The sequence below is a fragment of the Streptomyces sp. NPDC050504 genome (assembly GCF_044458065.1).
In the GTDB taxonomy this organism is placed as follows: domain Bacteria; phylum Actinomycetota; class Actinomycetes; order Streptomycetales; family Streptomycetaceae; genus Streptomyces.
The window spans coordinates 1-14,473 of the sequence record NZ_JBITHO010000004.1; the positions used below are offsets into that span (position 1 = coordinate 1).

Below are 14,473 nucleotides of genomic sequence, written 5' to 3' on the forward strand. Positions count from 1 at the left end.
CCCCGCCGGGGGGGGGGGGGGGGGGGGGGGGGGGGGGGGGTGGTGGGGGTGTTGGGGGGCGCCCCCCCCCCCCCGGCCGGGGCGGGGCCCCCCCCGGGGGGGGCCCCCCCCCCGGCGCCGTACGACCGGTGCCTCGCGGCGTCAGCCCATGAACTTCTTGAACTCGTCCGGCAGCTCGAAGTCCTGGCCCTGCTGGCCCGCCGGGAGGCCGAACGCGCCGCCGCCCTGCGCCGCCTGCTCGCGCCGCGCGGCCTCGGCGGCCTCGTCGGCCTTGCGCTTCATCGGGTTGCCGCTCTTGCGCTTGCCCTTGGCCTGCTTCTGCTGCTTCTTCTGACGGCCGGGGCCGCCGCCCATGCCGGGGATCCCGGGCATGCCGGGCATGCCGCCGCCCTGGGCCATCTTCGACATCATCTTGCGGGCCTCGAAGAACCGCTCGACGAGGTTCTTCACCGCGCTGACCTCGACGCCGGAGCCCTTGGCGATGCGGGCGCGGCGCGAGCCGTTGATGATCGTCGGTTCCTGGCGCTCGGCCGGGGTCATCGACTTGATGATCGCGGCGGTACGGTCCACGTCCCGCTCGTCGATGTTGTTGATCTGGTCCTTGATCTGCCCCATGCCGGGCAGCATGCCGAGCAGCTTGGAGATGGAGCCCATCTTCCTGACCTGCTCCATCTGGGCCAGGAAGTCGTCGAGCGTGAAGTCCTGGCCCTTCTTGGACGCCAGCTTGGAGGCCATCTTGGCGGCCTCTTCCTGGCTGAAGGTCTGCTCGGCCTTCTCGATCAGGGAGAGCAGGTCGCCCATGTCGAGGATGCGGGACGCCATGCGGTCCGGGTGGAACGCGTCGAACTCGTCCAGCTTCTCGCCGTTGGAGGCGAACATGATCTGCTTGCCCGTGACGTGCGCGATGGAGAGCGCGGCACCGCCCCGGGCGTCGCCGTCGAGCTTGGAGAGCACGACGCCGTCGAAGCCGACGCCGTCGCGGAACGCCTCGGCGGTGTTGACCGCGTCCTGACCGATCATCGCGTCGACGACGAAGAGGACCTCGTCGGGGCTGACGGCGTCGCGGATGTCCGCGGCCTGCTGCATCAGCTCCTGGTCGATGCCGAGGCGGCCTGCGGTGTCGACCACGACCACGTCGTACTGCTTGGTCTTCGCGTACTCGATGGAGTCCTTGGCGACCTGGACCGGGTCGCCCACGCCGTTGCCCGGCTGCGGGGCGTAGACGCCGACGCCCGCGCGCTCGGCGACGACGCTCAGCTGGTTGACGGCGTTCGGGCGCTGGAGGTCACAGGCCACCAGGAGCGGGGTGTGGCCCTGCCCCTTGAGCCAGAAGCCCAGCTTTCCGGCGAGCGTCGTCTTACCGGCACCCTGGAGACCGGCCAGCATGATGACCGTGGGCCCGCTCTTGGCGAAGCGCAGGCGGCGGGTCTCGCCGCCGAGGATGCCGATGAGCTCCTCGTTGACGATCTTGATGACCTGCTGGGCGGGGTTGAGGGCCTGGGAGACCTCGGCGCCCGCCGCGCGCTCCTTGACCTGCTTGATGAAGGCGCGGACTACGGGGAGCGCGACGTCCGCTTCGAGCAGCGCGATACGGATCTCGCGTGCCGTGGCGTCGATGTCCGCCTCGGACAGGCGGCCCTTGCCCCGGAGGTTCTTGAATGTCGCGGCAAGGCGGTCGGAGAGGGTGTCGAACACGGTGGTCGCGGGTCCTCGGGTCTCGGGGGCGGGCTGGCACGAACGCCCTCCAGGGTATCCGGCCCGCCCCGATGCAGTCTGCCCCCATGGGGCGGGGGGCTCGCGGGGGCGGTGCCGCGGGGGCGGGAGGACGGTGGTGGGGCGGTGCGGGAAGGGTGGGGCGCACGCCGGGCGTACCCACCCGGCCCCCGCCCCCAACCCCCGCCCCCCTACCCCCGCAGCGCCGCCTCCACCGCGTGGGCCACCTCGCCCGCCGCCCCCGGCGCCAGCGGCGTCCCCTCGGGGCCCGTCACGTAGAACGCGTCCACCGCGTTCGCCCCCAGCGTGGAGGCGTGCGCGCTCCGCACCCGTACCCCCGTCCCCTCCAGTGCCCGCCCGATCCGGTGCAGCAGCCCCGGCGCGTCCTGCGCCCTGACCTCGATGACCGTGGCCAGGTGCGAGGCCGCGGGGGCGAGCGTCACCCGGGGCGGCGGGGCCGGAGCCCCGCGCCGCCTCGGGTACGCCGCCTCGCGCTCCGCGAGCCGCGCCGTGATGTCCAGGGAGCCGTCCAGCGCCCGCACCAGGTCCGCGCGCAGCCGCGCGGCCTGCGGCAGGGAGCCGTACTCCGCCGCGACCCGCCAGTTCAGCAGGAGCACCGCGCCCCGGGGACCGTCCGGCAGCTCGACGACCCGCAGTTCGGCCGCGCGCACGGTCAGCCGGTGCAGCGCGAGCACCCCCGCGGCGGCGGGCAGCGCACCGGGCCGCTCGGGCAGCGCGATCAGCAGCTCCACTCCTATCGGCTCGGCGCCCGGGGCCGCGTCGGCGCCCGCGGTCCCCATCTGGGTGTGCAGCGCGAGCACCGGTCCCCCGATCCGCAGCGCCTCGAAGGCGAGCCGTTCCTCCGCCGCCGTGAGGCCCGGCTCCGCCGCGGGCTCATCGGGCACCCCGCCCGCCAGTACGGCGCCCACCCGTTTCACCAGGTCGGCGACGAGCGACGCGCGCCAGGAGCTCCACGCCGCGGGCCCGGTCGCCAGCGCGTCGGCCTCCGTGAGGGCGTGCAGCAGCTCCAGCGTGCCGGGCGAGCCGACCGCTTCGGCCACCGAGCGGACCGTCGCGGGGTCGTCCAGGTCCCGCCGGGTCGCCGTCTCCACGAGGAGGAGGTGGTGGCGTACGAGCACGGCGACGGCGGCCACGTCGTGCGCGTCGAAGCCCATCCGCGCCGCCACGTCCCGCGCGATGGTCTCCCCGGCCACGGAGTGGTCGCCCGGCCAGCCCTTGCCGATGTCGTGCAGCAGGGCCGCGACCAGCAGCAGGTCGGGGCGGCCGACGCGGCGGGTGAGCGCGGCGGCCCGTACCGCCGTCTCCACCAGGTGCCGGTCGACGGTCCAGGTGTGCACGGGGTTGCGCTGCGGACGGCACCGCACCCGCTCCCAGTCCGGCAGCAGCCGGGTGACCAGGCCCTCGGCCTCCAGCGCCTCCCACACCGGGACGGCCGACTCGCCCGCGCCGAGCAGCCGGACCAGTTCGTCGCGCGCCTCGGCGGGCCAGGGCACGGGCAGGGGACCCGCGGCGGCGAGCCTGCGGACGACGTGCGGCGAGAGCGGCAGGCCCGCCTGGGCGGCGGCCGCGGCGGCGCGCAGCGGCAGCACCGGGTCGCGTTCGACGCGGGCGGTGCGGGCGAGGACGGCCTCGCCGTCCTGTTCGACGACGCCGTCGGCGAGCGGGGTCCTGTCGGGCGTCGCGGGCTTGCCGCCGAGCAGCGCGCGCAGCCGGGGCCGCGCGGCCCGCGCCCGCAGGACCCGGCCGACCTCGCGCCAGGTGACGTCGCCCGCGTAGGAGATCGTGCGCGCGGCCTCGTACACCTTGCGCAGCAGCGCGTCCGCGTCGAGCAGTCCCAGCTCCTTCGCGACCGCGTCCTGTTCCTGGAGGGCGAGGCGGTCGGTGGCCCGGCCGGTGGCGAGGTGCAGTGCGTCGCGGACGTCGAGCAGGGTGCGGCGCGCTTCGCCGAGCCCTTCGCGCGGGGCGTCGGCGACCCAGGAGGCGGCGACGGCGCGCAGGACGCCCGCGTCGCGCAGTCCGCCGCGCGCCTCCTTGAGGTCGGGTTCCAGGAGGTACTGGAGTTCGCCGTGGCGCTCGGCCCGTTCGCGGCACAGCTCGGCCAGTTCGGGCAGGCGTTTGGGCGCCTGGTTGCGCCAGTCCGCGAGGACCGCGGACCGGACTCCGGTGACGAGTCCGAGGTCGCCCGCGAGGTGCCGGGCGTCGAGCAGCCCGAGCTGGACCTTGAGGTCGTCGGCGGCGGCGCGCCTGACCTCGGCGGGGGTGCGCACGGAGTGGTCGAGGGCGATGCCGAGGTCCCAGACCGGGTACCAGATGCGGTCGGCGAGCGCGGCGATCTCGTCCGCCGCGGCGCTGCCGTCGTGCAGGAGCAGCAGGTCGAGGTCGCTGCGCGGGGAGAGTTCGCCGCGCCCGTAGCCGCCGACGGCGACGAGGGCGGCGCCGCGCACCCGGCAGGCCGCGGCGAAGAGGGCGGCCAGCCAGTCGTCGGTGATCTCGGCGAGGGACGCACGGCGCGGCGGCCCGGACCGCGCCTCCCCGCCGAGGAGGCGCAGCCGGGCCGCCGCGTAGCCGCTGGGCCCCGAGTCTTCCGTTTCCGTACCGCTCACGTCGTTGAGGCTCGTCACCCAGCTGCTCCTTAGAGTGCGTCGGGGCCGCGTTCGCCGGTCCTGACCCGTACGGCCGTTTCGACGGGCACGCTCCAGACCTTGCCGTCGCCGATCTTTCCGGTGCGGGCGGCCTTCACGACCACCTCGATGAGCTGTTCGGAGTCCTCGTCCTCGACCAGGACCTCGATGCGGATCTTGGGCACCAGGTCGACGGTGTACTCGGCGCCCCGGTAGACCTCGGTGTGGCCGCGCTGGCGTCCGTAGCCGCTGGCTTCGGTGACGGTGAGCCCCTGGACGCCGAACGCCTGGAGGGCCTCCTTGATCTCGTCGAGCCTGTGCGGCTTCACGACCGCGGTGATGAGCCTCATGCGTCCACCTTCTTGTTGATCGTCACGGGGGCGGGGACCGCCTTGCGGGGCGCGGCGCCGCCGCCCGCACCGCTGAAGTCGTACGCGGTCTCGGCGTGTTCGACCTGGTCGATGCCGGCGACCTCGTCGTCCTCGTCGACCCGCATGCCCATCAGCCGGTCGACGGCGAGGGCGAGCAGCGCGGAGACGACGAGGGAGTAGGCGAGCACGGAGAAGACTCCCACGGCCTGCTTGCCGAGCTGTTCGAGTCCGCCGCCGTAGAAGAGGCCCTTGGCGTCGGACTGGACGCCGCCGGTGGCGAAGAGGCCGACGAGGAGCGAGCCGGTGATGCCGCCGACGAGGTGGACGCCGATGACGTCGAGCGAGTCGTCGTACCCGAAGCGGTACTTGAGGCCCACCGACATGGCGCAGAGGAGTCCGGCGATCGCGCCGATGGCGATGGCGCCGAGCGGGGAGCAGGAGCCGCCCGCGGGGGTGATGGCGACGAGGCCCGAGACTGCGCCCGAGGCGGCGCCGAGGGTGGTGAAGGAGCCGTGGCGCAGCTTCTCGTAGCCGAGCCAGGCGAGCATCGCGGCGCCGGTGGCGACCTGGGTGTTGACGAACATCACGGCGCCGACGCCGTCGTCGTTGCCGAGCCAGGACCCGGCGTTGAAGCCGAACCAGCCGAACCACAGGAGCCCGGCGCCGAGCATCACGAGGGGGAGGCTGTGCGGGCGCATCGGGTCCTTCTTGAAGCCGACGCGCCTGCCGATGACGAGGATGACGCCGAGTGCGGCGGCGCCCGCGTTGATGTGGACGGCGGTGCCGCCCGCGAAGTCGATGACGCCCATCTCGAAGAGCCAGCCGCCGGTGCCCCACACCCAGTGCGCGACGGGGAAGTACACGACGGTCGCCCAGAGCGTGATGAACAGGGCCCAGGCGGTGAACTTGACGCGGTCGGCGAGGGCGCCGCTGATCAGGGCGGGGGTGATGACCGCGAACATCAGCTGGAAGACGGCGAAGACGTAGACGGGGATGGTGTAGCCGTCCCACAGTTCGGTGACGCCGATGCCGCTGAGGCCCACGTAGTCGGCGGACCAGCCGACGACCGATCCGGCGTCGGTGCCGAAGGCGAGGCTGAAGCCGTACAGCACCCACAGCACGGTCACGATGCCGAGGCTGATGAAGCTCATCATCAGCATGTTGAGGGTGGACTTGACGCGGACCATGCCGCCGTAGAAGAAGGCGAGGGCGGGCGTCATCAGCATGACCAGGGCCGAGCAGATCAGCATGAAGCCGGTGTTGGCGGCAGAGAGGCTCGGGGTCTCTGCGGCGAGCGTCGTGATGCCTGGGGGCATCGGCGTCTCCTCGTCGTCGGTGCGGGCCGCGTGCGGGCGGTGCGGGCCGGTTGATGCGACAGGAGATTGGCGCAGCGCGGTTTCCGTCGATGCCGCCCGATGTTTCGCGGCAGTGACGAAGGGGTCCGCGGTGTTACGCGGACATGAAGCACGGGTGCGGGCGGGGCCCGCGGGCGTACCCTGCGCGCGGGTCGGGGCACGGCCGGACCCGGTCGGCGGGCAGCCGACCGGGGGCGCTCAGACCGCTTCCGCGGTCTCCGGCAGTTGGGCGGTGAGCAGGTCGGTCAGCTCGGCGACCTCCTGGACGTCGCCGAAGTCCCTGGCGGCCGTGGAGACGGTCTTGCGCAGGCGGGTGTTGACCCGCTCGGAGCGGACGCGCTTGGCGATCCGCAGTGCCTGGCCCGCCAGCACGGTCGACTGCTCGGGCTCCTTCTTCAGCAGGTGGACGGTGGCCATGCCGATCAGGTTGAGCGCGTACGAGCGCTGGTGCTCCTCGTCCTCGCTGAAGAGGTCGACGGCGCGGGCCATGACGGGCTCGGCGAGCGAGGCGTACGTGGGGCTGCGGCCCGCGACGTAGGCGAGGTCGCGGAAGGAGTGGGCGTTCTCCCCGTTGAGCTCGGCCGCGGAGAAGAAGCGGATCCAGTCGGGCTCGGGCTCGCCGTCGAGGCCCGCGTCGGCGAAGGTCTCCTCGGCCATGCGCACGGCGCGCTTGCACTTGCTGGGCTGTCCCATGTTGGCGTACGCCCTGGCCTCCATCGCATACAGCATGGCCTGGGTGCGCGGCGTGGCGCAGTCGCGGCTGCCGTACTGGGCGAGGTGGATCAGTTCGAGGGCGTCGTCGGGCCGTCCGAGGTGGATCATCTGGCGGCTCATGTTGGACAGGACGTACGAGCCGAGCGGCTTGTCGCCTGCTTCCTTGGCGGCGTGCAGCGCGAGCACGAAGTACTTCTGGGCGGTGGGCTGGAGGCCCACGTCGTAGCTCATCCAGCCCGCCAGCTCGGCGAGTTCGGCGGCGCAGCGGAAGAGGCGGCGCGAGGTCTCGTCGGTCTGCGGCTCCTGGAGGAGGTCGGTGACCTCGTGGAGCTGGCCGACGACGGCCTTGCGGCGCAGGCCGCCGCCGCACTGGGCGTCCCACTGGCGGAACATCGCGGTGGTGGACTCCAGCAGCTCCAGCTCCGGTTTGGAGAGCCGGGAGGGGCGGCGGGAGACGGCGGTCGCGCGCTGCCCGGGGTCGGCCGCCGCGGTGGGCACCAGCCAGCGCTGCATCGGCTCGATGAGGGAGGGGCCGGCGGCGAGCGCGAGGGAGCTGCCGAGGAAGCCCCGCCTGGCGAGCATCAGGTCGCTGCGGGAGAACTCACTGAGCAGGGCGACCGTCTGCGGACCCGCCCAGGGCAGGTCGACGCCGGAGACGGACGGCGACTGGTGCGCCGTGCGCAGCCCGAGGTCCTCGATGGCGACGACGCTGCCGAAGCGCTCGGAGAACAGTTCGGAAAGGATGCGCGGAATGGGCTCGCGCGGCTGTTCGCCGTCGAGCCAGCGGCGCACTCTGGAAGTGTCCGTGGAGATGTGATGCGCGCCCAGCTGCCGGGCCCGGCGGTTCACCTGCCGCGCCAACTCGCCCTTCGACCAGCCGCTGCGTACGAACCACGAACTCAGCTGCTCGTTCGGGCGCTTGCCGGCATTCTCGCTGCCTGCGCCGTTGCCGCCCACTGGATGCCCCCATCCCACCGAAACCTTGTCGCGCGAACTCTTAACAGAATGCCGCGAGTCGAGGCAGTCCGCAGGGAGGTTGCACGCCATCGAACAGGAAACCGAGTTGCCTCCGGCATACCCGCGACGGCAGTCCCTCCCAGGGTTCGTGCACCGAAAGTAATCCTACGATCACCCCTCCGGCCATGGCGATTCCATAAACGCCACCATTCGCCACCCCTTCGAATGAACTCCCTTGCGGCGAGGCGCGCTTCACTTGACATACGACGATCAGCGGTGGGTGGAGCGGTGCACGCCGGGGCGCGCAGAAAGCTCCGCACAACCCCAGAGGCCACCGGGCGCTGCTCGTAACCACCGGCGAGTTCGACCCGTTGGAGGGGGCATGGGCTTCACGATCGGCGGCAGCCGGAGCATCCGGGAGAACCTCCCCGGCACACGGCGTCCCGGCGGGCGGCGCCGCGGGCGCGCGGCCGCGGCGATGTCGCTGGAATGCACCGCGGTCGCCGAGTACACCGGCCTGTGGGGCTGGGACGTGGTCCCGGGCGCGCGCGCCGCGGCGGGCGCCTGCTCCTGCGGCGAATCCTCGTGTACGGCGCCGGGGGCGCACCCCCTGTCGTTCGCCCCCGAGGTCCCGGCGGGCTCGACGCTGGACGACGCGACGAAGGCGTGGGGCGAGGTGCCGGGGGCGGCGATCCTACTGCCGGTGGGGCGCGCGTTCGACGTACTGGACGTCGTGGCGCCCGCGGGGCACCGGGCGCTGGTGCGGATGGAGCGGATGGGGCTGCCGCTGGGGCCCGTGGCGGCGACGCCCACGAGCCGCGTGCACTTCTTCGTCGCCCCGGGGGCCGCGGCCGAACTCCCCTCCCTCCTCTACCGCATGGGCTGGGAGGGCGCGGACCTGGACCTGCACGCGCTGGGGCCCGGCGCGCACATCACGGCGCCCCCGTCGGACCACGCGGGGCTCGGCCCCGTCACCTGGCTTCGGCCCCCGACGCTGGACACGGCGACGCCGCCCCCGGCGCGGCTGCTGCTCGGCACGCTCGCCTACCTGGCCCACCGGGCCTGCCACTAGGGGCGGCACCCCTTTCAGGACCCAGCGCCCCGGGGCGGCCGTTTCGCCCGCGGCGGGCGCTGCCCCAGCCCCCGTTTTCGCGCAGTTCCCCGCGCCCCTGAAAAGGGGCGCGGGGAACTGCGCGGTCTTTTGACGCCCCCGAAACGCGACGGGGCCCCGAGGGCGACGTTCACCCCCGGGGCCCCGCTCAAGCACAGCGCAGCGTTACTCGCCGATCAGCGCGTCCACGAACGCCCCCGGCTCGAACGGCGCCAGGTCGTCCGCGCCCTCCCCGAGCCCGACCAGCTTCACCGGCACCCCCAGCTCCCGCTGGACGGCCACCACGATGCCGCCCTTCGCCGTGCCGTCGAGCTTCGTCAGCACGATGCCCGTGATGTCCACGACCTCCGCGAAGACCCGCGCCTGCACGAGCCCGTTCTGGCCGGTCGTGGCGTCGAGCACGAGCAGCACCTCGTCCAGCGGCCCGTGCTTCTCCACGACGCGCTTGACCTTGCCCAGCTCGTCCATGAGCCCGGTCTTGGTGTGCAGGCGGCCCGCCGTGTCGATGAGCACGACGTCCGCGCCCTCGGCGATGCCCTCCTTGACCGCGTCGAAGGCGATAGACGCGGGGTCGCCGCCCTCGGGCCCGCGCACGGTGCGCGCGCCCACCCGGTCGCCCCAGGTCTGGAGCTGGTCGGCGGCGGCGGCCCGGAAGGTGTCGGCGGCGCCGAGCACCACGCTGCGCCCGTCCGCGACGAGCACCCGCGCCAGCTTGCCCGTGGTGGTGGTCTTGCCGGTGCCGTTGACGCCGACGACCATCACGACGCCGGGCGTGCCCTCGCCGCCCTCGGTCTTGACCGCGCGGTCGAAGTCGGGGCCGAGGAGCGCGACCAGCTCCTCGCGCAGCAGCTCGCGCAGCTGCTCGGGGGTGCGCGTGCCGAGCACCTTCACGCGCTCGCGCAGCCGCTCGACGAGCTCCTGCGTGGGCGCGACGCCGACGTCGGCGGTGAGCAGGGTGTCCTCGATCTCCTCCCAGGTGTCCTCGTCGAGGTGCTCGCGGGAGAGCAGCGTGAGCAGCCCCTTGCCCAGCGAGTTCTGCGAGCGGGCGAGCCGCGCCCTGAGCCGTACGAGACGGCCGGCGGTCGGCTCGGGGACCTCCACCTCGGGGGCGGCGGGAGCCTCGGGCCCGGCGGGCGCCGGGGCGGCGTCCTGGGCCTCGGGCTCGGCGGGCGCGCCGGGGAGGTCGACCTCCTCGACGGTGCGACGGGGTTCGTCCCGAGGCGTCTCCGCGTCCTCGCCGACACGCGGTTCGGCGGGCGGAGCGGTGATGGTCGGCGTGCTCGACGGCGCCGATGGCGGCAGCTGCTTCTTCTTGCGGCTGCTGACCACGAGGCCGCTGATCGCGCCGACCGCGACCAGAGCGATGACTACGGCAAGGATGAGGATTTCCATAACCCACCCAGTATCGGCCATGGGCCCCCGGGAAGCCCCGTCTGTAGCTTCACACCAAGGACAAAGGCCCCTGGAGGCTGCAAGTCGGACTAAAATACGATGGAAGAGGCGCCATCAACGCGCGTAGAGTCCTCGTGGATCACACCCCGGTCACCCGTGGACCGACCCCACTCCCCACGACGGTTCAACGCCGAGCCGAGCGAGAGGCATGGACCCCCACCCATGAGCACCACCGCCACCCCGTCGACCGACGCGCCCGAGGGCCCGAGCCCGATACCGGAAGGCCCCGCGGAGGGCGCCGTAGAGACCAGGGGCCTCGAACCGGTCCCCGACAGCGAGCGCACCGGACGCGTGCGGGAGCTCTTCCCGACCTGGGTGGCCGCCAACATCAGCGTGCTGCTGCTCACCATGGGCGCGGGCCTGATCGTCTTCAACGGCCTGAACATCTGGCAGGTGCTGGTCGTCGCGGCGGTCGCGCCCGTCCTCTCGTACGGCATCGTGGGCCTGATCTCCATCGCGGGCAAGCGCGGCGGCTCCCCCGGCATGGCCCTGTCGCGCGCCGTCTTCGGCCAGCGCGGCAACCTCTTCCCCGGCTCCCTGATCTGGGTCGCCCGCTGGGGCTGGGAGACGATCAACGCGGTCACCGGCGCGTACGCCCTGCTGACCGTGCTGGACCTGCTGTTCGGCGTGAAGTCCAACACCCCGCTGATCGTCGTCACCCTGCTGCTCTTCGTGACCTGCACGTTCGTCGTGTCGGGCCTGGGCATCAACGCGCTGCGCGTGGCGAGCAAGTGGTCCACGTACCTCTTCGGCGCGTTCTCGGTCCTCGTACTGATCTACCTGGTCGCCGACACCGACTGGGGCGCCGTCTTCGACAAGCCCGCGGGCTCCACCGCCATGATGATCGCGGGCATCGGCACCATCGCGGCGGGCGGCATCAGCTGGGTGCCCTCCGCCCCCGACTTCACCCGCTACCTGCCCCGCACCGCATCGTCCAAGGGCATGGTCGGCGCCTCGATCGGCGGCGCCGGGATCGTCGTGCTGCCGATGGTGCTGATGGGCGCGGTCATGGCCGTCTCGACGCCGGACCTGGCGTCGGCCGGCGACCCGGTCTCCTTCCTCGGCGAGATCCTGCCGACCTGGATCGCCGTCCCGTACCTGCTCATCGCGCTCATCGGCATGCTGCTGATCAACTCCATGTCGATGTACTCCGCCGGTTTCACCGCGCAGACCCTCGGCATCAAGGTCCCGCGCGCCTGGGCCGTCAGCGTGAACGCGGTCATCAGCCTGGTCTTCGGCTTCCTGCTGATGGTCGTGGCGACCAGCTTCATCGGCTCGTTCATCTCCTTCCTGACGCTGCTGGCCGTGGCGTTCTCCGCGTGGATCGGCGTCTTCGGCGTGGACATGCTGCGCCGCACGACGTACGACGGCGAGGCGCTGATGGACACCGGCCGCACGAGCGCCTACTGGTACAGCGGCGGTTTCGCCTGGTCGGCGATGGCCGCCTGGGGCGTCGCGCTGGTCGTCGGACTGCTCTTCACCAAGGTCGACTGGTTCTCGGGCCCGCTCGCCTCGTCCTGGATCGGCGAGAACGGCCTGGGCTGGGCGGTCACGATCCTGGTCGCCGCCGCGCTGTACGCGGTGCTGCCGCGCGCCAAGCAGGCCGCGTAAGGCCATGTCCATCTGACGCGACGTCAGCTAACGTCCCCCTCTGCCACGTTCGACACCCGGCGGAGGGGGACGTTCGCGTCATGGCCTTCACAGTCGTACGGTTCAACCTCGTCGATCCGGCGGCCTCGCCCGGCTCCCTCGCGGCCCGCTACCGCGCCGCGATCGAGATGGCCCGCTACGCCGACGAGCACGGCGTCGACACCGTCCAGACCGAGGAGCACCACGGCGCCGCCAACGGCTGGCTACCCTCTCCCTTCACCTTCGCCGGCGCGGTCCTCGGCGCCACGGGACGCATCGCCTGCACGGTCTCGGCGATCATCGGGCCGCTGTACGAACCCCTGCGCCTCGCCGAGGACGTCGCCGTGCTCGACCTGATCGGCGGCGGCCGGCTGGTGACCGTCGCGGGCATCGGCTACCGCCCCGAGGAGTACGCCCAGCTGGGCGTCGACTGGAGCAGACGCGGCGCCCTCCAGGACGAGCTGGTCGAAACGCTGCTCCTGGCCTGGACCGGCGAGCCCTTCGCGTACCGAGGCAGAACAGTGCGCGTGACTCCGCGCCCGTACAGCAGACCGCATCCGACGCTGCTGGTGGGCGGCTCGTCGAAGGCGGCGGCGCGCCGGGCGGCCCGGTTCGGGCTGCCGTTCTTCCCCAGCGCCCACCTGCCCGAGCTGGAGGCGTACTACCGGCAGCAGTGCGCCGCGTTCGGAACCGAGGGCTGGACGATGATGCCCCCGGCACGGACGACGCTGCTGCACCTCTCGGACGACCCGGACCGCACCTGGGCCCTGTACGGCGAGCACTTCCTGCACGAGGCGCGGACCTACGCCTCCTGGCAGTCCACGGACATCAAGTCGGCCGTGCGCTCGAAGGCGACGACCGTGGAGGAGCTGCGCGCCGAGGGCGTCTACCGGGTGCTGACGCCCGAGGAGTGCGCCTCGCTGGACACCGAGAGCCTGGTGCTGCATCCGCTGTGCGGCGGCATGCCGGTCGACGAAGGGTGGCGCTCGCTGCGGCTGTTCGCGGAAAGCGCGCTGCCCCGGCTCAAGGGCTGAGCCGGGGCGGCGCTCATCGGAGGAGAGCGCGGCGGAGGGGTCAACCCATCTCTTCCAGAGACTTGCCCTTCGTCTCCTTGACGAACTTCATGACGAAGGGGATCGACAGCGCGGCGAAGGCGCCGTAGATGATGTACGAGCCGGTCAGCGACCACTCGGACATGCTCGGGAAGGTCTTGGTGATCGCGAAGTTGGCGAGCCACTGGGCGGACGCGGCCACGCCGAGCGCGGCGGCGCGGATCCGGTTCGGGAAGATCTCGCCGAGCAGCACCCAGACCACCACGCCCCAGGACAGGGCGAAGAAGAGCACGAACGCGTTGGCGGCGATGATCGCGGTCATGCCCTGCGCGTTGGGCAGCGAGACGGTGTCGCCCGAGCCGGTCTTGTAGGAGAACGCCCAGGCCATGGTGAACAGCGCGACCGCCATGCCCACCGAGCCGATGATCGCGAGCGGCTTGCGGCCGATGCGGTCCACGAAGATCATCGCGATGACCGTACCGACGATGTTCACGATCGAGGTCTCGAACGAGTACAGGAACGAGCTGGACGGGTCCTTGCCGATCGACTGCCACAGCTGGTTCGAGTAGTAGAAGATCACGTTGATGCCGACGAGCTGCTGGAAGACCGAGAGCCCGATGCCGATCCAGACGATCGGCAGGAAGCCGACCTTGCCCAGCAGGTCCCTGAAGGACGGCTGGTGCTCGCTGCGCATGCCCGCCTCGATCTCGGCGACGCGCGCGTCCAGGTCGACGCCCGTGCCCTCGACCTCGCCGAGCACCTTCTTGGCCTCGACGTCGCGGCCGACGGAGATCAGGAAGCGCGGCGACTCGGGGATGACGAAGGACAGCAGGCCGTAGAGGAGGGCCGGGACGACCATGACGCCGAGCATCCACTGCCAGGCTTCCAGGCCCCCGATCTTGCCGCGCTGATCGCCGTCCGCCATGTTCAGGATGCCCCAGTTGACCAGCTGGGAGACGGCGATGCCGATGACGATGGCCGCCTGCTGGAAGGAGGCGAGCCGGCCCCGGTAGGCGGGCGGCGCGACCTCCGCGATGTACGCGGGGCCGATCACCGACGCCATGCCGATGCCGACGCCGCCGATGAGGCGCCAGACCGTCAGGTCCCAGGCGGCGAAGGGCAGCGCGGAGCCGATGGCGCTCGCGGCGAAGAGCACGGCGGCGATCTGCATGCAGCGGATGCGGCCGATGCGGTCGGCGATCCGGCCCGCGATGGCCGCACCGAGCGCACAGCCCAGCAGCGCGGTGGCGATGATCCAGCCGAGCATGTTGGCGTCGACGTCGAAGCGGTGCTGGATGGCGACGGTCGCACCGTTGATCACGGAGCTGTCGTAGCCGAAGAGGAAACCGCCCATGGCGGCAGCCGCCGTGATGAAGACGACATGGCCGAGATGGTCCGGCGCGGTCTCCCGGCCTCCGGGCGAAGGTGCCTGCGCAGTGCTGGTCACGTGGACTCCTGGAATCCGGCTGCGGCGCCG

The 14,473-nt window shown here is 72.3% G+C and carries 10 protein-coding genes; 3 read left to right on the forward strand and 7 right to left on the reverse strand.

All coding sequences use genetic code 11. The annotated features are described in order from the left end of the window. Positions 1 to 141: 141 nt before the first annotated feature. From ffh to ACIBNE_RS15380, 5 genes are all read right to left on the reverse strand, one after another. Positions 142 to 1,695, reverse strand: a complete 1,554-nt coding sequence (gene ffh, locus ACIBNE_RS15360) for a signal recognition particle protein (protein WP_399271673.1) — start codon at positions 1,693 to 1,695, stop codon at positions 142 to 144. A gap of 209 nt (positions 1,696 to 1,904) precedes the next feature. Continuing rightward, positions 1,905 to 4,337 (reverse strand): [protein-PII] uridylyltransferase, encoded by a 2,433-nt coding sequence (locus ACIBNE_RS15365; RefSeq protein ID WP_399272916.1) that lies wholly within the window; start codon positions 4,335 to 4,337, stop codon positions 1,905 to 1,907. 29 nt (positions 4,338 to 4,366) lie between these two features. After that, on the reverse strand, positions 4,367 to 4,705 hold the full coding sequence (locus tag ACIBNE_RS15370) for a P-II family nitrogen regulator (RefSeq protein ID WP_399271674.1): 339 nt from the start codon (positions 4,703 to 4,705) through the stop codon (positions 4,367 to 4,369). Then, entirely contained in the window at positions 4,702 to 6,042 is a 1,341-nt protein-coding gene (locus ACIBNE_RS15375) for an ammonium transporter (protein ID WP_399271675.1), read from the reverse strand. The genes ACIBNE_RS15370 and ACIBNE_RS15375 overlap by 4 nt, the downstream gene beginning before the upstream one ends. Before the next feature lie 237 nt (positions 6,043 to 6,279). After that, positions 6,280 to 7,752, reverse strand: a complete 1,473-nt coding sequence (locus tag ACIBNE_RS15380; protein WP_399271676.1) for a hypothetical protein — start codon at positions 7,750 to 7,752, stop codon at positions 6,280 to 6,282. 382 nt (positions 7,753 to 8,134) lie between these two features. Between ACIBNE_RS15380 and ACIBNE_RS15385 the strand changes: the two genes are divergently transcribed. Beyond that, on the forward strand, positions 8,135 to 8,824 hold the full coding sequence (locus ACIBNE_RS15385; RefSeq protein ID WP_399271677.1) for a bifunctional DNA primase/polymerase: 690 nt from the start codon (positions 8,135 to 8,137) through the stop codon (positions 8,822 to 8,824). Positions 8,825 to 9,028: 204 nt separating this feature from the next. Here the strand turns inward: ACIBNE_RS15385 and ftsY are convergent, their stop codons facing one another. Then, a complete protein-coding gene (ftsY, locus tag ACIBNE_RS15390; protein WP_399271678.1) occupies positions 9,029 to 10,255 on the reverse strand; it encodes a signal recognition particle-docking protein FtsY in 1,227 nt (408 codons plus the stop codon). 222 nt (positions 10,256 to 10,477) lie between these two features. On the opposite strand from ftsY, the gene ACIBNE_RS15395 reads away from it, so the two are divergent. Next, the gene (locus ACIBNE_RS15395) at positions 10,478 to 11,926 is read left to right on the forward strand and encodes a cytosine permease (protein ID WP_399271679.1); all 1,449 of its coding nucleotides are present in this window, start codon (positions 10,478 to 10,480) and stop codon (positions 11,924 to 11,926) included. Positions 11,927 to 12,006: 80 nt separating this feature from the next. Then, positions 12,007 to 12,978: an LLM class flavin-dependent oxidoreductase gene (locus ACIBNE_RS15400; protein ID WP_399271680.1), complete on the forward strand. Its 972-nt coding sequence runs from the start codon at positions 12,007 to 12,009 to the stop codon at positions 12,976 to 12,978. 40 nt (positions 12,979 to 13,018) lie between these two features. Here ACIBNE_RS15400 and ACIBNE_RS15405 read toward each other — a convergent pair whose 3' ends face one another. Then, entirely contained in the window at positions 13,019 to 14,443 is a 1,425-nt protein-coding gene (locus tag ACIBNE_RS15405) for a sugar porter family MFS transporter (protein WP_399271681.1), read from the reverse strand. Between the last annotated feature and the right edge of the window lie 30 nt (positions 14,444 to 14,473).